We start from the raw sequence: 18127 nt of genomic DNA, 5'->3' as shown, positions 1-18127 counted from the left end.
AAACAGCGTTTCGAAGTGCGGTGCCGTACGCGGTGATCAGCGTGCACCGAACATCTGAGTCCACCACGGTCCCGTGTCGAGCAACGAATTCCCGCGCCCGGTAGTGCCTTTCAGCGCACCGATGCCCACCGATGTCCAGGAGCATTTGAGTAGCTCCTCCCGGTGACCCGAGCTGCTCAGCCAGCCCTGCATGGCCTCCCGGGGGTTACTCGCCCCCAGCGCGATGATCTCCGAAACCTCGCCCCGGTAGCCTTGCGCCTTCGCCCGATGCTCGGGGTAGGGGTGGGCAGGGTCGGGGCTGATGTGGTCGAAGTACCTTCGGTCTCGCATTTCCTGGTTGTGCAGGCGCGCGGCCCGGGTCAACCGCTCATCCAGTCGTAGTGGCGGACAACCCTTCTTGCTTCGCTCGGCATTGGTGAGGTCGAGGATCTGCTGCTCCCACGCCGTCGCACCCTCGCCAGGGCCCGGTTTCGTCGGCTCCTCCGGTTTCGTGGGTTCCTCGGGTCTCGTCGGCTCTGCTGGTTCGGTCGGCTCGGGATCCCCGCCCGAACAGTCGGGCGCCGCCGGTTCGTCGGTTCCGGTGTCGACGAAGGCGTCGCTGATCCACCGACCGCTGTCGAGCTTGTCCCACACGTCGGTGGCAGCCCATGCGCCCTTGACGCGGTCGCCACGAGTCGTGCACACGATCGTCACCCGATTGCCGTGCCGAATTCGGCCGACCTTCGGACTCCGCAAGCTCGGACCGGACCGCACATTGACCGGCCAGCGGCCGTTCGGCGACTCGACGGTCCCCGTCACCGGCTCGTCCGGCTCAGCCTCGGCCGGGCCGGCCAGCGCTCCCCCGGTGACGACAGCGACCACGCACACCGCACCGAACGCGGCCCGCGACCGCCGACCAGCGCGCTCCCGCAACGCATTCCACATCTTCAACCCTGCATTCATCGACATCGCCTCTCCCGCTGGACATTTGGCGATTCGATGGCGGTGACTACGATTCTCACAACTCTCCGTACTCGCGCTGATCCAGTTCCGATCAGCGGTGAAGCCACCTTGATCCACCTGCTGATCAGTACCGAAGCGTAGAGGCCGATGACGCGGCTGCCGAGTTACATTAGGTCTCGGTAATTCGAGTCAAGGTCAGCCTGAAACCGCCACCGCGATCCGGCGGCAGATCTCCCCGACTGCCGTGGATGTTGCTGACAATCAACACAATTCGTGGCGGAATGGTCGTTGAATGCGGTCGCCTATGGCCGTGGCATGGCCATAGGCAGGCACCGCGCGCGCCGTACTCGGCCACCACAGTGCCGGCCACCCCCAGCGTCGATCCCAGAAAAGCCGCATAACCGCGCCAGCGCCGCCGCGGAGACCTGCGACGGTTTGATGCCGCCCTTTTCGTCAGAGGTACCTTTCTGCCCTTCGCTCATCATCCCGATCTGCTCGCATTGTCACCGCTTCGATTCCACCACGTTATAAGCCGTGCGGACCACAACGTCTATCGCCGGGACTACCTGTGACACAACGTATCTCAGCCGCTCAACTCGCATAATGTCGGCCTAACAATTACGAACAATCCGGCGGCGGTGCGAGGGCGATCCGACCAGCCGGGGAGGGCACGAACACGATACGTGCTTGTGCCCCATCGGATTTGGCGCCTGGGAACCGTTCACCGCTCCCGGTACCAATTCCGCCCCGTCCGACTACGAGCGGGGAATGCAGGGCAGCAGGACATATGGCCGCTGGTCGGCCGCTCCGGTCAGTGTCGTCTGCCCGTCGAAGACCGGCTTGTCGCGGTCACCCGGCAGTTCGTGCCAGTACGCACCGCTGCCGAGCAGTTCGCGACCATAGGCAGACTCTTGTTTGCCGGGCAGGCCGTGGGTGTAGTCCTGACCACGCACCGACACTCCGATCTGGTATCCGGCCGGCGCGACGATCGAGAACGGCCAGATTTCGACATCGGCTTCGTATACGGTCCCTGGATCCACCGGCGCCGCTTCGGTATGCGTGTGCCACGGACGATACGGCAGCGAACGGTCCGCATCGAGGGTCCGCTGCGACAAGCGCAGCCATCCCTGTGCGAGGGGCCCGTGCGGTTCGAATGCCGTGGGGAACAAGACCTCGGTCCCGTCGGGATCGAACAAGTGCATGGTGACGAACAGATCCGCATCGGCTGTCGTCGATGAGACGAACAACTTCAGCGCGGCCGGCCCGGTGAGCTCCAACTCTTCCTCCAGGACCGGCAGTTTGAACATGACCCCCGCCGAGCGCGCCTCGAACGTCACGCGCTGATCCGTCGAGGGGACGTCGCGGGTGATCGACCCGGAGTCGATATCGAGGAAACAACGAGTCCACTCGGTCCTGGCCAGCGGCCACTCGTTCTCCGCGCGGACGAAGAAGTCCTCCGGGGTGCGCACTTTGAGCTGGACCGGGGGCTTGGTGTCCCAGCCGTTGTCCTCGCCCTTGAGGAAATGGTCGAAGAACTGCCGCTGCAGGTCGAGTCCGTAATTCGTGTAGAACTCGGTCCAGTGCTCCAACCCGTGCACTTCAAGCCACTTCTGTTCGGAACCGACTCGGGTGAATGCCTCGAAGTTTCCGCGTGAATGCAGCCCCATCCCGCCCCAGTTCGACGCGGACAAGACCGGAACGGTGATCTTCTCCAGCACCGCGGAACGATCCTGGTAGTAACTGTTGACCGTCGGGTTCTCCCGAAGGACGTCACCGATGGCGATCGCGTTCTCCGCGAGCTCAGCTTCCGTTCGGATCGGCAGCCCGGAGACGCGGCGTCCGGTGTGCGGGTTGACTTCGGCGTCGGCGCGGCCGTGCTGCACGCTCGTGACCTGATACGGCATCCAGCTGGGCAGGAATTCGGACGCGATGCCACCGTGATGGGTGTATTCGCGGTAGTAGTCTGAGGCGCCCTCCCACGGGCAGATGGCGGCCAGATGCGGTGGCGCGAGTTCGGCGACCTGCCACTGATTGCTGGCCAGGTAGGAGATGCCGAGCAGGCCGATCTTCCCGGTGCTCCACGGCTGCGCGGCCGCCCACTCGATGCAGTCGTAGAGGTCCTGCGTTTCCTGCGGCGAGAAGAAGTCGATGGCGCCTTCGCTGGCACCGGCGCCGCGGGTGTCGATTCGCACGCAGGCATAGCCTGCGGGGACCCATCGTTCGGGGTCTGGATATTCCCATACCTGGTAAGCGTTGGTGGAATGCTCGGCGACCTCTGGATGCTCGTCGAGCAGGCTCTTCAGCTGGCTGGTAAAGCCCACCGCGAACGGCAGTCCCTTGCCGTAGGGGCTTGCGGCGAGCAGCACGGGGTGCGCTTCGTCGTCGTCCGGACGGAAGATGTCCGCGGCCAGGGTGATGCCGTCGCCCATCGTGATGCGCACGTCCCAATCGACGCGCATGCCGTCGCGCAGCTCACTCTTCGGTGCGTAATGTTCTGTCATGACAAACCTTTCTGTGAATACACAATAGGTGCCCGGCCCATTGCCGCCATGGCGGCCAAGCCGATGATGGGAATTACCGTCAGTTGGATTATTCCGGCGGTCTGCCAGCCGAAACTGTCCCGCATATGAGCGAAGAAGTATCCGGACGCGGCGGCGGGAATGTACATCGCGGCGACGAACAGCCCGCTCACCCGTCCGAGATATTTGACGTCCACCGAACGTTGCATCAGCGCACTGGTATTCGTGTAAACGATGCCGGTGAAGGAAATACCGAGGAGCAATGAGAGAACCATTTGCACCGGGAGCGGAGTGACGAAGCCGAAGAAGGCGCCGCCCAATATCATGATGCCGAGAAAACCGGTGCCGCAGTCGCGGGGCCCGATCCTGCAGGAATTCGGCGTAAGCGTCGAAGATCCGCGTGCCCAACCTGCGGTTGTCGGCATCGGCGACATCGTCGAGCAGCGGCCGGAGGGCGGGGAAATACCGTAGATCCCACACCAGAGTCCGGTCTTGCCGAGGATAAGTGAATCCGGCCAGCGCCCTGGTCATTGCCGCTTGCGCACGGGCGACCGCGACGAATTGTGCTGTGGTCGAGCGGTTTTCGCTCAGCGCGGATCCGGGTAGGAACTTCATCACCCGCAGTACGCGCGCGGCGGGGGCGTCGGCTCGCGCCAGACCGTACTCATATCTTCCGTCGACTCCGGACCGTGGGGATCGGCAAGGCCGGGGCCACCTCGGCGAGATGGAGCAGCACAACGGTCTGTTCATTCAGTGGCGGCGTGCTGACGCTGAGCCCGCTGGCCGCCATGAGGGCGTCGAACGGGGGCAGCACCGATGTTTCATCAGGTGCCGTCAGAGCGTGAATCCGGTTGGTGCTCAACATGTTCACTCCTGAGGGAAGGCTGGATCGGTTCCGCTGGACGGCTAGGACGCGACCCAGCCGCCGTCGATCAGCAGGCTCGAGCCGTGGATGTACGCGGCCGCAGGCGAGGCCAGGAAGGCGACGGCGGGCGCGATATCGCCGACCTCGCCGACGCGACCTGCCGGTGTCGAGTCGAGCATCGTTTTCTCGTACTCCTCGTCGGCGAGGAGATGGGCGTTGATGCTGGTCCGCACATTGCCGGGCGCTACCGCATTCACCCGGACTCCCCTCGGCGCGAACTCCGCGGACAGCGACTTCACCAGAAGTTCGACCGCACCCTTGGTGGCGCAGTAGGCGGTCGAGTTGGGGAATCCGACGTAGCCGCAGATCGACGAAACGAAAATGACCGCGCTTCCGTCGGGCAGGTGTTCCGCGACAGCCCGGGTGAGGCGGAACGGGGCCCGCACATTGACCGCCCATTGAATATCGAGTTCAGAATCTGGCGTCTCAACGAAGGGCGTCGGCAGAAAGACGCCGGCCGCATGGACCAAGATGTCGATCGATCCGAAGCGAGCAAGTGCCTTGGCGACGATCTGCTCCGGAGCCTCATCCGCGGTGAGTTCGACGCTCAGTCGGTCTGTTTCCGCGCCGGTGTCCGCGAGTTCGGCGCGGACGGCATCCAGGCGCTGTTCGTCGCGGCCGACTAGAAGAACCGAGGCGCCCCACTGGCTGAGTTCGCGCGCGATTTCCGCGCCGATGCCCGAACTGGCGCCGGTGACCACCGCGACCTTGCCCGCGAGTGACGTGTTTGTCGGGGACATTATGAATCCTCTTCTGTGCGCCGGTAACTACGAAAATCTCTGCAGGCGTTGATGATCCGATCGACTGCTGAGGTCGGGACGAGGCGGGAGCAGACCAGCGGCCGAGCGCCGTCTGATGGGCCGTCGCAGACTCGCCCCGCATCCTTAATGTAATGATTCCTGCATTAACAGCAGTATGTCCCGTGCCGCCCACTAATGCAAGAGTTCTTGCAAAACTCAGCTCGGCGGACGGACACTGTGGTGCCGCACTGGCACGCACCCTTCACCGACGTACTCGACTGGTCCGACGCTCCGGTCACGAAGTGGTTCGTGAACGGACAGCTCAACATCGCCTACAACTGCGTCGACCGCCACGTCCTGGCCGGCCACGGCGACCGGGTCGCGATCTACCTGCCGATGACCGCGAAACCTACTGGTCCCGCTACTCCGAGCAGGGCTGGTACTTCGCCGGCGACGGAGCCGAGTACGACGAGGACGGGGCCGTGTGGGTGCTCGGCCGGGTCGACGACGTCATGAATGCCTCCGGGCACCGCATCTCCCCCGCCGAGGTCGAATCGGCCCTCGCCGAACATCCCGATGTCGCAGAGGCCGCGGTAGTCGGCGCGGCGGACGAGACCACCGGGCAGCGCATCGTCGCGTTCGTCATCCTGCGGCAACGGCGTCGAACACACCGGCGACATGTCGACGCTGGTCGACCCGACGCGATCCGGGAAAGTATTTCCCCACGGTGAGAAGGGTGTGGTCAGCTGCCCTCGGTGAACGCGCGGTCGACCAAGGCCTCGAGCTCGAGGCCTGCGGGAGCGTACCCGAAGATCGCGCGGAGGTAGATCGGCGCGAGAACGATGTCGAAGATCCGCTCCACAGTGGGCGGGTTTCCGCCTTTCTCGGCTCGGTGATGGTCGATCGCCTGCTGGATCTGCGCCATCCGTCTGCCGAGGTAGGCGGCCGCATCGACCGCGGGATCGGCCTCGCCCTCGATGAACAGGGGGGATCGGGCCATGGCCAAGGCGCGATAGAAAGCGAAACCCTCCCGCGTCTGCACCTGTTTCGCGACCGCGTTCGCCCAGTCCAGCAGATCGCGCCGCAGATCTCCCGAGTCGGGAAACGGCGACTCCTCGATGAGCTGAGTGACCGCGACATCCAGTACAAGCGACTCGATCGTGCCCCAACGACGATAGAGGGTGACTTCGTGAATGCCGGACCGCTCGGAAACCTCCCGGATGGACAGGGCGTCGCGGCCTTCACTGAACAGTGACCGTACGGCGTCGTGCACCTTCTGGCGGGTCTTCGCGGTGCGTCCCCCGGGACGAGCCCGACCGGCCTGTGGCTGGGTCATACTCGAAGGTTAGACTAGATCTGCAAGTTTAGCTGCATTAAGCTGGGACGTGCACGGCGCGACCGGAAGTCGTCATCAGTTGCAGCGCAGCGCTTACGTCATCCGCCTTCACGATGCCCGCCTCCAGGCGGCGGGCCGGTAGGCCCACAGTGCCGCAGCCACCGCAGGCCGGCCTCGCGGAGGATGGCCATGCCCAGGGATCGATCCTCGCGGTGTATTCGGCCGGTCCGTTGTTCTGATCCGATCGCAGCGGGGGTGTCCTCCGCGAAGGCCGATCCGGTCGAGGTCGGTTCAGGGTTTGCGGCCTACCCCCGCCCAGACCCACGCGGTGTCGGTGCTGGGGTCGAAACCGGGCATCGGCCGGTCGAGGAGATCGGGGCGCCAGTCCACCACCGACACCACCCCTGGCTCCACGAGGTCGGTTCCGGCGAACAGGGTTTCCACTTCGGCCCGGCTGCGCGCGACGAACGTCAGACCGGCCTGCTCGGCGGCTCGTTCGACGTGCGCCATGGCGCGTGGATCGAAATCCCCGGTGGGGTGACTGAGGGCAATAAGGCTGCCGGGAGGCAGCGCAGCGAGCAGCCGTTCGATGATGGTGCGTGGATCGTCTTCGTCGTCGCGGAAATAGATCATGACCGAGATCAGCATGAGGGCGATGGGGCGGTCGAAGTCGAGCGTGCCGGTGAGAATCGGGTCGGTCAGGATCGAGACGGGATCGTGCAGATCGGCGTGGATGTAGGCGGTCCTGCCCTGCGGTGTGCTGCCCATCAGGGCGCGGGCGTGCGCCAGCACGACCGGATCCTTGTCGACGTAGACGATGCGGGCCGAGGGGTCCAGCTCCTGGGCCACCTCGTGGGTGTTGCGTGCGGTCGGAATGCCGGTGCCGATGTCGAGGAACTGGGTGATGCCCTGCTCGGCGATCGCGTAGCGGACCGCGCGCCAGACGAACGCGCGGTTGGCGCGAGCCATGGTCCGGATGCCAGGGATCAGGGCGGCGACCTCCTCGCCGAGGGCCCGATCGGCCGGGTAGTTGTCCCTGCCGCCGAGCCAGTAATCGTAGACCCGCGCCTCACTCGCGACCGTGGTGTCGATTGTGGTCGGTAATCCGGAGTCCGCCCCGCCGCGGCTGTCCGACATGATCGACCCCTCTCCGCGCTGCTCACGCACGTCTTGCCGATCACACCACACCGAGCCGCCGACCGTGGCGACTCGCCGAAATACGGAAATATCGTTGCAGGTACCCCATTCATCGTGGAGTACATGACCGCCGCGTAAGTTCGTGCGCGCCGCATAGCGGTCACTCACGTATCGCTTCCTGCACCGACGGTCACCGGCCGTCGCGTTCCGGTCGCTCGAGTGAGCCGTAGCCGCTGGCCGCCAGCCGATCTCGTGACTATCCGGTATTAGCCGCAGAGCCCGCGTTCGTGAACGTCCGGATCTGCCGATGTGCGTGCGTTGCGACGTGGCCCATCCATGGTCGGCGCGGTTCCGAATAGGCTCTTGGACCGGTCCTGGGCTTTCAGTGTGATCGGTCATCATCGGTTTCGTCGCTATCACAGGAGGCTGGAATGGGTGCTCGAATGGTGGGGATCGGCTCGGCGTTGGCGGTGACTGCGGCGATGCTGAGCGCAGGGATCGACACTGTAGCGATAGCACACGCCGAGCCTGCCACTCAATCCCAGAACGACGCGGCCGAACCGGGTACCGGCCGGTCCGCCAGGGTTGAGTCGGATGGCGACACCACCGGGGTGACACAGGAGGCTTATGACGCCTACTACGCGCTGAAAGAGCAGAAGAAGTTCCGCTTTCTCGTCTTCAAGATCGTCGGCGCCAGACTTGACCAAGTCGCGCTGGAGACGGCCTCCTCGTCGACCGATTACGACGACTTCATCGAAGCAATCCAGGCGGGAGGCGACGGCGCGTGCCGCTATGGCGTCTATGACTTCCAGTACGAGCGTGACGGCAAGCAGCACCGCAAGATCTTTCTCATCGGTTGGGCGCCCGAGGATGCAAAAACCAAGCAGCTTAGCCCCTACGCGAAGGGTGTGGATTCGGTCCAGAAAAGCCTGGCAGGCACGACGTTCTACGCGGCGCGCGAGCAGTCGGAACTTTCCTACAATGCGTTATTGGAGAAGGCTCGCGAGACTCCCTGATCGCCCACGCCACGCCCGGTGAGTAGCGATAGCAGCGGCAAATCCGGCTCCGAGAGCACAGCCTGCGCAGACCACCATCACGCCCACCTGACGACGTCCGGAAATCAGCATCAGACGTTCTACGTCGCACTCGCCCGTGCTGACTTCAGTCGGAACCAGTGAGCGGTAATGCCGCGACCCGCGCGGTCAATGAGGAACAAACGCTGGCCAACCGTTGATCTCGCGAACATGCTCATAGCCGAGTTGCGGACACCGCAGCTGGGGCGGGATCCTCGGAGCGGGGTGCGATCCATGTGCCGCACCAGACCGACACCGGCAACGGCCGTGACGGTGGCAACGGGTACGCAGCCTTCATCTGGACGTCCTGACGCTGAATCATCACGGCTCCGGCAATCTCCGCAACAGCGGGATGAGGCGCACATTTCATGGGCCGAAAAGCGTGAACGATCAAGAACATCAGCAGGTCGGGGCACTCCAACGTGTCCCGACCTGCTGCATTGGTGCAGACGAAAGGCTCCGACCTCACTCGCCCCGAGCGACAATCTGCAATCTACGAAACCCGTGGCAATGCAAGCAATTCGCAACATCACAACGATAGAGCCTGCCCCTGCACCGCATCGGCACAAGCTGACTCCAGAGGGCGATTAGCGGTAGTCAGCGTAAGACGTTCTGCATGACATTCGTCCATGCTGGCTTCAGTCGGAAACAACAAGCTGGTCATCCGTCCAAATCGGTTGGCTGACAGCGCTTCGCAACGCGCGCAAATGCCGCATATCGCGGGTTGGTCAGCCGTCCAAAATGGTTGACCGACTACGCTTCCCGGCGCGCGCTCAGCCGATTATGTGGTGTCCGGCGGTTTGGTGATCGGCTCGTCGGGTGGAGAATGATGTTGCGCGGTATCGCCGGTAAAGTGGCGACCGATGCCGGAACCTCGCCAATCTGCCGCGCCCCCTCCGACGTTCCCGAAAGAGGTATCGCACGGTGCGGGCTGGCTCGCGCACGGCTTCCACATCGAGGCCCACTCGCACACCGATGGTCAACTCGTGTACGCGGCGTCCGGCGTCTTGGCCACCACGACCGAGCGGGGCACCTGGGTCGCGCCCGCGAACCGGGTGACGTGGACGCCGCCGGGATTCGTCCACTCGCATCGCTTCTATGGCAGGACCGATGCGCGCCTCGTCGTCATCCCCGCCGATTCGTGTGATGCACTGGTGGCGCACCCCAGCGTATTCACCGTGAATCCCTTACTGCGCGAGGTACTCCTAGCGCTGACCGATCGGCGGGAAGCCCGCCCCGGCGCCTACGAACGGCTGCGCGCCGTGGTGATCGACGAACTCGTCGAGGCCCCGAGCCAGTCCCTGCACCTGCCCGAACCGCGCGACGACCGGCTGCGTGCCGTCACCGATCTACTACGCGACGATCCCGCCCAGACCACGACCCTGGTCGAGCTGGGACGGACCGCCGCAGCGAGCGGGCGCACCCTGAGCCGCCTGTTCCACGCCGAGCTCGGCATGAGCTTCCACCGCTGGCGGACAATCTTGCGGATCCACCACGCCCTGGTTCATCTCGGCAACGGCCAATCCGTCACCGACACCGCGATCGTCTGCGGGTGGTCCAACCCCGACGAGCTTCATCGAGGCGTTCACCGCCGTCGTCGGCCAGACGCCGGGTCGCTACCAGGCTGATCTGCACGACGGTAGGTAACCCCGCCACAAGTTGGCGAGTTTGCCATATCGGCTGTCCATTTACCGGTTGGCGGAAATGGTTGACGCGACCACAGTGGTGATCGGCGCGCGTGCGCCACCCGGGCTGATTCTCGAGGAGTATCGAAAACACATGAGCACAACTGCTGAGAAAACTTTCGTGGTTATCGTCGGCGGCGGAGTTGCCGGGCTCGCACTCGGTAATTTCTTGTTGCGCAGCGGAATTGGCTGCATCATTTTGGAGAAAGACAGCTGTGAATACGTCGAGCATCGGCAACGGGCCGGGGCACTCGACGGTCGCGGTGTACGCATGCTCCGCGAGTGGGGACTCGAAGAGGTTTTCGGAGACTTTTCCGCCGGACCCACCGACTCGGCGGGCTTCCCGCTGCTGATCGACGGCGAACCACGACTGTGGGACGCCGCTGATGACGACAGCGAGGGCATCTTCTGTCCGCAGCAGATCCTCGTCCGAAACCTTATAAAAGTCTTTCTTCGTGATGGCGGAGACCTTCGTTTCGAAGCCGCCGACATTTCCCTGGAAGACCTCGGTGATCGACCGACGGTCCGCCATCTGGACGCCACCGGATCCGCGAAGGTGATCGACTGCGAGCTGATCGCCGGGTGCGACGGCGACCGCGGCATCAGCAGGCCGTCCATACCTGCCGACATCCTCACTCGCTACGCCCACGAGCACGGGTATGCCTGGCTGGCCGTTCTCGCCGATGTCCCGGCGGATCCGCTGGCGGTGATGGCAGTGCACTCTCGCGGCTTCGCCGCGCAGATAACCCGCGGCCCGAACGCGAGTCGCTTCTACCTGCAGTGCCCGCTCACCGACACCCTCGATCAGTGGCCCGACGAACGCATCTGGAGCGAACTGGGCGCTCGGTTCGGCCGACCCGTCGCGGCCACGGGTCCGATCACGGACAGACAACTCGTGCCACTTCGCAGCGTGGTGTACAGCCCCATGAGCTACGGAAGGCTCTACCTACTCGGCGATGCGGCACATATCGTTTCACCGATGAGCGCGAAAGGGATGAGCCTCGCCCTGCACGACGCCGAAGTATTCGCGCGGGCTGTCATCCACCAAGTCGAGAAGGACGATTCGAGCTTGCTCGACAGCTACTCCGAGACTTGTCTGCGACACATCTGGAACGCTCAGACATCCGCGGTCTGGATCACCGAGACAATGCACAACTCCGGTGATGCTTCCTACGAAGGTGAATTCCGCAAACAGCTCGCCCGCGTAGAACTGGAACGCATGATCGAGTCACCCACGGCCGCGAACCGCCTTTTCGAATAACTCGGCGCAGAGTGATCCGAGACGAGTGAGCCCTCATCAGCGTAAGACGTTCTGCATCGCACTCCCTCGTGCTGACTTCAGCCAGCGCGAGTGAGCGATGATGTCGCTGCGAGGGCGTTGGTCAATTGCCCAGATTGGTTGGTCGACAGGGCTTCCCGACGCGCGGTAGTAGCCGATGGGCGTGCCTACGGAGCAGTCGGGCGTCCTGGCTATTTGAGGCGTTCAGTCCAGATCGAATCGACCTCAGGCTCGCAGCGGACCAGGTGTAGGGCCACGGCTCCTGCGTGCTGACCTACCTGGCCGAGGAACTACACACTGGGACGTCGCGGTGACCGGGGTGCAGGCGTAGCGGCGCGTCAGTCCGGCAGCCAGTGCAGCTCGTGTGCCATTCCGCTGACTGTCAAGCTGCGGCGGAGGTCGATGGGGTGATGAGAGGTTGGCCGAAAGCTTTTGTCGGGTCGTAGGTTTGGCGGGTTTGCAGGCAGTGGTGGAGTTGGCCGAGCATCTTGTTGAACAGGTGCCGGACGGCAGGGACGTACCGGTCGCCGTGGTCGCGGCGACGCCGGTAGTGCCCGTAGGCGGACCGGATAAGGCAACCAGGGTGGTGCCCCACACCCAGCCCAGGGCCGCGAGGCGATCGTTTTTGATTCCTTGGTGGGTGATGGAGATGGTCTTGCCGGATGCTCGGGTGACCGGCGCCGAGCCAGGCTCTGCGGTGGTCCCTTTCCCTCTGACAGTCGACATAAGACACATTTCTGTACGATGAATTGGTGTTTCGGATACGGTGCACCGTTGATGATCTTATGCGGGTGTCCATTGCTCAACACCCAGAACCGATGGCGGAACTGACATTTGCGTTGGAGATGCTGCAGCGTGGGGGTTCGGATCCGATATTTACTTCTTGGCGGCAGCGGATAGCGAGGACGTGGGACAAACCGGCAGGATTGCTGCTCGAGTTGGTGTCACCGTCGGGCGCTGGGCCGTTCTTTCTCGATCCGCCCAGCCCAACGCTCGAGGAAGGCGTAGACCGCGTCTTATCCACCCCACGGGCCGAGGTGCGCTCGGAGCTGGGGCGAATGTGCGCGATCGATCGCCCGATCACCCCTTGGCTGCGCAGGCTCGCCGACAAGGACCGCGAAGCCTGGCAGGTGCTCGAGCAGGCGTTGAACGCGGCTTACCGCACCATCCTCGCCAGCCAGTGGCCCAGCATTCGCGCAGGCTTCTATGCCGAAGTCGCCTGGCGTGCCCGGTATCTCGCCTCGTACGGCTTGCATGCGACCCTGACCAGTCTCGGCCCGTCCATTCGCTGGTTCGACCAGACCCTGGAAGTCGACTGCCCACGCAATCTGAATTTCGTGCTCGATGGCCATGGCATCGTCCTGCAGCCCTCACTGTTGTGGACCGGGCATCCGTTGGTCAGTTATCAGCCTGATGGGCCTCTGATACTGATCTATCCGGCTGTGACACCACTGCCTCTGCTGGAACCGGTTGCGGCGGAGAGCGATCCACTGACGGCGTTGCTCGGTGCGACCCGTGCTCAAGCGCTTCAGATGCTGACTCGCGAGCACACGACTAGTGAGCTCGCCCGAGATCTGTCGACCACCGTCGCGGCCGCGTCCCGGCAGGCGAAAGTCCTCCGTCAAGCCGGACTCGTCACGTCCTTCCGCGACGGCAAAGCTGTTATTCATACATGCACCCACCTCGGCCTCGACCTCCTCACCGCGCCTACCGAAGTACCGAATTCACGGCAAGGCAACGTTTGATTCCTGGCGCAAAGGTTAGACGCGCGCTTCTCCGACCGGCACAGTGTGAAGCAGACGAGCCGAAGGTTCGCAATCAGGGAATAGGTCCTTGAAAAGTGGTGGGGGGATTCGGAATATGACCGGTGCATCCGCCCCGCCGAGCCGCTACCGCGATGCTCTTGCTATTGGCGAGTTTCGCGCGATCTTCGTGTCCCAGGTCATTTCTACGCTCGGTGCAGTGATCGTGGAAATCGTGCTGACGGTCACGGTGTACGACCGCAGTCGATCCGCACTGTTGGCCGCACTCGTCCTCACACTGAGTTTCCTGCCCTATCTGTTCACGGGCGTTTTCGGGTCGTCACTCATCGACCGGTTTCCGACTCGGGCTCTGCTGATCAGCTGCAACCTGGCGTCGGCCGTGACGACCGCACTGATGGCTGTGCCGACCATACCCGTACCCGGCCTGCTCGTACTGGCCTTCGCGCTCGGTTCCATCGCACCGGTGTTCGCCGGTGCCCGAGCCGCCACGCTGCCCGAGGTGCTCCCGGCAGCCGCCTTCGCGCCGGGGCGAAGTCTGCTACGAATCGTCGCGCAGGGCGGGCAAATCGTCGGCTTCGCTGTGGGTGGAGTGCTGCTGGCGGTAATGCCGCCGAATAGTGCGTTACTGATGACTGCCGGGTGTTTCCTGGGATCGGCGGCCGTGCTACGAGTGGGGACCCGCGAACGGCCCTGCGGCTCCATGACGCGACCCCGGATTCTGCGCGACTCGTTGGCCGGGCTCGGCTCGGTTCTCCGGACGCAGCCCCTCGGCGGGATTTTGACCCTCGGCTGGGCGGTGCCCTTCTTCGCCGCCGCGCCGGAGGCGCTGTTGATCCCGTATGCCCGCCAAGGTGGGGCGGGAGGCATCGAAACCGGTCTACTGATGGCGGCTATGCCTACCGGATTCGTGCTCGGTGAGGTGCTGGTGATCTGGTACGTCGCACCCGGCACTCAGATACGGCTCATCCCGCTACTCAGCCTGCTGTCCCTGGTGTCACTGCTTGGCTACTCACAACGGCCGAACCTCACGGCAGCCGCCGCGTTATTGCTGCTGTCGGGCATGGGGGGAGCCCACCATCTCGGATTAGATCGGTTGCTGGTCGAGGCGCCCTCGGATCTGCGGGCACGAGCGCTCAACATCCAACCGTCCGGGTTGATGTTCGCCCAGGGGGTCGGTTTCCTCACTGCGGGTGCCGTGGCCGAGAGCATCCCCATCCACGTGGTCGTGGCGGCCTCAGCGGGAATCGGGACGATCATCGTCGCCATCTGCCTACGAAATCTCGGCCGCTCGGTCCCATATTTCCGATTCAGCAAAATATAAGGATTCAGCAATGCTCGACAATGCTTCCTTCACGCTGCGCGACCCCAACGTGATTGCCAATCTCTACTCCTACTACACACTTTTTCGCGAACTCGATCCGGCGCATTGGGACGAACGATTGCGGGCGTGGATATGCACCGATTACGAGACCTGCCGACATGTGCTGCGCAGTCCGGAAATTTTTACCGCGGACCCTCGGCGACTAGGGATCGAAATTCCTGATGTGATGCTCACACTCCAGGTGCTGGATCCTCCGGAACATGCACCGATCCGCCAACTCATGGCCGCCGCTTTCCGTGCGCAGGACATGCCGGAATTCGAAAGGACGGTGCGATGTGTTGTTCGAGAATGTATCACGCAGCTTCCCGCGCACAGTTCGGTCGACCTGACCACTCAACTCATCGGTCCGATCGCATTACGGTCCGTCTGCGGTTTCCTCGGTGTGACTGTTCCGGATCTCGACTGGTTCGTCGAGGTGTCGGATCGGCTGGTTCTCGGCATGGACGGTGGCTATGTGCCGGAAGCGATACCGGGCGCGGTCCGTGCGCGGGAAGAGCTCTCGACACTCGTCGCGACCTGGATCGAAGAGGATGTGCCCAATGGCCTGGTTGGTTTCCTGCTGCGAGCTCAGCGTGCGGAAAACGTATCGCGCACCCTTCTGGTAAATACGGTTCGCGCGACCCTGCACGCCGGTCATTCCTCGACCAGTAGGTTCATGGAGAATGCCGTATTGATCTGCCTGCAGAATCCCGGTATCAGAGCAGAACTGCGGCAGCTCTCGGGAACCGAAGCCATGCGGACGGCCGTCGACGAGCTCATGCGTTTCGACGGTCCCGTCCAAGCGGGCAGCCGTTTCTGCGTGGTGGACACGGTCCTGCGTGGCCGGAAGATACGTCGGGGCGAGATGGTGACCGTCATTCTCGGTGCGGCCAACCATGATCCACAGGTCTTCGACCACCCAGAGCTGCCGGATCTGCAGCGTAAACCGAATCCGCATCTGGGATTCGGCCGAGGTATTCACTCATGCCTGGGGGCGGGAATGGCTCTGTTGGTGACGCAGATTTTTCTGGAGGAACTATTGAACGTCTACCCGCATGCATCTCTCATCGACGAGCCGAAACGCCGGATCAGCGGCACGGTCCGCGGCGTCGCCAGTATTCCGGTGGTGCTGCTTCCTGCGCACTCGGTGGTCTGACGATGGGCGGCACCTCCGATACCCATCGACTCGTTGATCCCTACGAGGTCGCGGCGCTGTATTACGACTTGACCGTGTCGCATCCGATCGGCAATACGACCCCGCAGCCGAGTTTCTTTGCATCCCTTGCGGATGTGCGACAGCGGGTGTTGGAGATCGGGGCCGGAACCGGACGCACGACGCTGGCTGTTGCCGAGCGTGCCCGATCGGTGTGGTGCTTGGAGCCCTCACCGGCGATGCGATCACTTCTACTCAACCGTGTTCAGCACAGCGCGCTCCCGCCAGATCGGGTCACGATTCTGCCGTTCCGGGAGCTCCCCGAGACACTGCCGGGGCGATTCGACTACGCGGTGCTCGCCGGCGTCCTTGGCTCGGTCGCCCACGACGACCGTCCGAGGCTTTTCCGAACTATCGCCGGTCATCTGACGCACGGGGCAATTCTCGCATCGGACATGTTCGGTGACACCGACTTCTCTCCCGCGTCGCCAGTGTTGATCGCCGAGGCACGCCTTGGGGAGATTCGATACACCACCCATGTCGAAGTAACCGACGCCGTTTCGGGACCCGAAGGCGGTATCGCCGAAACAAAATACGTGTACCGAACATATTTAGGGTCGCAACTGCTCACCGAAGAGGAACAGGTACAAGTCAGGCACGGCACGACGCGCAGCATTGTTATCGAGCAGTTGAACGAGGCCGGATTCACCGTGCTCGCACCTGGACAGCGCGCGGGCAGTGTCGTGGCTCCGTTGGATGTGTTGCTGGCCGAACGTAATTGACTGCTCGCCGTGACCCGGTGAGACCTTATGTTCGAGAAAGGGGGTGTTCGGAAATGATGTACTGGCACTGAATCCATGAATGAAATTCGGTTACAAGATCACATTGGCGAAAATGAGAAGAAGGGTCCCCATCTGTTCGACGGCTCCGGCCCGGCAGATGGGGCCCGCCCATCGCGAGGAAAGCTTCGGAAAGATGCCACCCCATCGTCAGACAACGGTTCATGAGATTCCGCCTGATTTCTCGTCGCAATTCGATCCGTATCCGATACTGGACCGGATACGCGAAGCGGGCCCTATACAGCGAGCTCATATGCCGGGGATCGGAGAGTTCTGGATCGTCACCGGCTACGACGAAGTGCTGGCGCTGCTCACCGACGACCGGCTGCGCGCCGAACACCAGAGCGACGAATCTACGCCAGCGCCTGCCGCCGATACCGACAACCCGGTAGCGCACACTCTCCTGGCCGTCGATCCGCCGGACCATACCCGGCTGCGCCGCTTGGTTACCCGTGCATTCAGAGTCCGCCGCATCGCGGCGCTGCGCCCCCGCATCCAGCAGCTCACCGGTGAACTCCTCGATACCATCACACCGGCGGGCGAAGGTGATTTGGTCGCCGATCTGGCGGTCCCGCTCACCATCGGAATGATCTGTGAGCTGCTCGGCGTGCCAGCGGTCAACCGGGCAGACTTCCGGCGATGGTCGGTAGCCGGTGTTCTCCCACCCGCGCCGCCGGAAATTCTGCGTCTGGCCGAGGAAGCACAGAAGAAACTGACCGGCTACTTCCGGGATCTGATCGAGCAGAAGCGAGCTGACCCGCAAGACGATCTGCTGAGCGACCTGGCCTGTGCGGGCTCCGGCGACAACGCCCTATCGGATACGGAACTGATCGGCATGGCAATCTTGCTCGTCATCGCCGGGCACGACACGACCGTCAATCTCGTCGGCACCGGCCTGATGACGCTGCTACGTCGTCCCGACCAGCTCGCCACCCTGCGCGCGGACCCGAGCCTGCTGCCCGCCGCCGTCGAAGAACTTGTCCGCTTCTGCGGTCCAATCGGCCTGGGACTCGCCCGCTTCGCCGCGGGAGACATCGAGTTCTCGGGAGTACGAATCCGCCGAGGTGAACTGGTCATGGCGTCGCTCGCGGCGGCCAACCGTGATCCTGCCCGGTTCGACCGGCCCGCCGTGCTGAACGTCGCACGAAACGAACTAGCCCATCTGGGCTTCGGCTACGGTATCCACTTCTGCCTCGGGGCCGCACTCGCCCGCTTGGAAGCCACGGTGGCCATCGGCACTGTGCTCCAACGGATTCCAGATCTGGCCCTGGCCAAACCCGCGGAACAACTACGGTGGCGGACAACGTCGCTCCGCGGTGTCGCTGAACTGCCGGTAACTTTCGCACCCCAACCGCGGCCGCAAGACTGACCTCAGG

General features: G+C 63.5%; 15 protein-coding genes and 2 pseudogenes. 10 read left to right on the top strand and 7 right to left on the bottom strand.

Features of this window, described 5'->3' with window-relative positions; genetic code table 11:
• Positions 1-36 precede the first annotated feature (36 nt).
• The 5 genes from OG203_RS44670 to OG203_RS44650 form a co-directional block, all read right to left on the bottom strand.
• Positions 37-942 (bottom strand): CAP domain-containing protein, encoded by a 906-nt coding sequence (locus tag OG203_RS44670; protein WP_405163250.1) that lies wholly within the window; start codon positions 940-942, stop codon positions 37-39.
• Between the two features lie 755 nt (positions 943-1697).
• Positions 1698-3443 carry a CocE/NonD family hydrolase gene (locus OG203_RS44665; protein WP_405163249.1) on the bottom strand — a complete coding sequence of 582 codons (1746 nt, stop codon included), beginning with the start codon at positions 3441-3443 and terminating at the stop codon, positions 1698-1700.
• Positions 3440-3886: a hypothetical protein gene (locus OG203_RS44660; RefSeq protein WP_405163248.1), complete on the bottom strand. Its 447-nt coding sequence runs from the start codon at positions 3884-3886 to the stop codon at positions 3440-3442. Before OG203_RS44660 ends, OG203_RS44665 begins: the two co-directional genes overlap by 4 nt.
• Before the next feature lie 239 nt (positions 3887-4125).
• The gene (locus OG203_RS44655) at positions 4126-4326 is read right to left on the bottom strand and encodes a hypothetical protein (protein ID WP_405163247.1); all 201 of its coding nucleotides are present in this window, start codon (positions 4324-4326) and stop codon (positions 4126-4128) included.
• A 41-nt stretch (positions 4327-4367) separates the two neighbouring features.
• The gene (locus tag OG203_RS44650) at positions 4368-5126 is read right to left on the bottom strand and encodes an SDR family NAD(P)-dependent oxidoreductase (protein WP_405163246.1); all 759 of its coding nucleotides are present in this window, start codon (positions 5124-5126) and stop codon (positions 4368-4370) included.
• A 195-nt stretch (positions 5127-5321) separates the two neighbouring features.
• Here OG203_RS44650 and OG203_RS44645 point away from each other — a divergent pair.
• Together OG203_RS44645 and OG203_RS44640 are read left to right on the top strand one after the other, a co-directional pair.
• Positions 5322-5423, top strand: a pseudogene (locus OG203_RS44645) (hypothetical protein); the annotation flags it as partial.
• 92 nt (positions 5424-5515) lie between these two features.
• A pseudogene (locus tag OG203_RS44640) lies at positions 5516-5780 on the top strand (AMP-binding enzyme); the annotation flags it as partial.
• 88 nt (positions 5781-5868) lie between these two features.
• On the opposite strand, the gene OG203_RS44635 reads toward OG203_RS44640, so the two are convergent.
• Both OG203_RS44635 and OG203_RS44630 read right to left on the bottom strand, forming a co-directional pair.
• Complete coding sequence (locus OG203_RS44635) at positions 5869-6462, bottom strand: TetR-like C-terminal domain-containing protein (protein WP_405163245.1); 594 nt, start codon at positions 6460-6462, stop codon at positions 5869-5871.
• Between the two features lie 291 nt (positions 6463-6753).
• Complete coding sequence (locus OG203_RS44630) at positions 6754-7599, bottom strand: SAM-dependent methyltransferase (protein WP_405163244.1); 846 nt, start codon at positions 7597-7599, stop codon at positions 6754-6756.
• A gap of 431 nt (positions 7600-8030) precedes the next feature.
• On the opposite strand from OG203_RS44630, the gene OG203_RS44625 reads away from it, so the two are divergent.
• From OG203_RS44625 to OG203_RS44590, 8 genes are all read left to right on the top strand, one after another.
• Complete coding sequence (locus OG203_RS44625; protein WP_405163243.1) at positions 8031-8615, top strand: hypothetical protein; 585 nt, start codon at positions 8031-8033, stop codon at positions 8613-8615.
• A gap of 920 nt (positions 8616-9535) precedes the next feature.
• Positions 9536-10300, top strand: coding sequence for an AraC family transcriptional regulator (locus OG203_RS44620; protein WP_405163242.1), 765 nt, complete (start codon positions 9536-9538; stop codon positions 10298-10300).
• Between the two features lie 151 nt (positions 10301-10451).
• Positions 10452-11618 (top strand): 4-hydroxybenzoate 3-monooxygenase, encoded by a 1167-nt coding sequence (locus OG203_RS44615; protein WP_405163241.1) that lies wholly within the window; start codon positions 10452-10454, stop codon positions 11616-11618.
• Between the two features lie 836 nt (positions 11619-12454).
• Positions 12455-13381 carry an ArsR/SmtB family transcription factor gene (locus OG203_RS44610; RefSeq protein ID WP_405163240.1) on the top strand — a complete coding sequence of 309 codons (927 nt, stop codon included), beginning with the start codon at positions 12455-12457 and terminating at the stop codon, positions 13379-13381.
• Positions 13382-13496: 115 nt separating this feature from the next.
• On the top strand, positions 13497-14720 hold the full coding sequence (locus OG203_RS44605; RefSeq protein ID WP_405163239.1) for an MFS transporter: 1224 nt from the start codon (positions 13497-13499) through the stop codon (positions 14718-14720).
• Positions 14721-14730: 10 nt separating this feature from the next.
• On the top strand, positions 14731-15915 hold the full coding sequence (locus OG203_RS44600) for a cytochrome P450 (protein ID WP_405163238.1): 1185 nt from the start codon (positions 14731-14733) through the stop codon (positions 15913-15915).
• A 2-nt stretch (positions 15916-15917) separates the two neighbouring features.
• On the top strand, positions 15918-16694 hold the full coding sequence (locus OG203_RS44595) for a methyltransferase (RefSeq protein ID WP_405163237.1): 777 nt from the start codon (positions 15918-15920) through the stop codon (positions 16692-16694).
• A 310-nt stretch (positions 16695-17004) separates the two neighbouring features.
• Positions 17005-18120, top strand: a complete 1116-nt coding sequence (locus OG203_RS44590; protein WP_405163236.1) for a cytochrome P450 — start codon at positions 17005-17007, stop codon at positions 18118-18120.
• Positions 18121-18127: the final 7 nt, after the last annotated feature.

This window comes from Nocardia sp. NBC_01499 (assembly GCF_045040275.1).
In the GTDB taxonomy this organism is placed as follows: Bacteria; Actinomycetota; Actinomycetes; order Mycobacteriales; family Mycobacteriaceae; genus Nocardia.
Note: the sequence above shows the minus strand (reverse complement) of the source record. Positions and strands in the feature narration are given on the sequence as shown.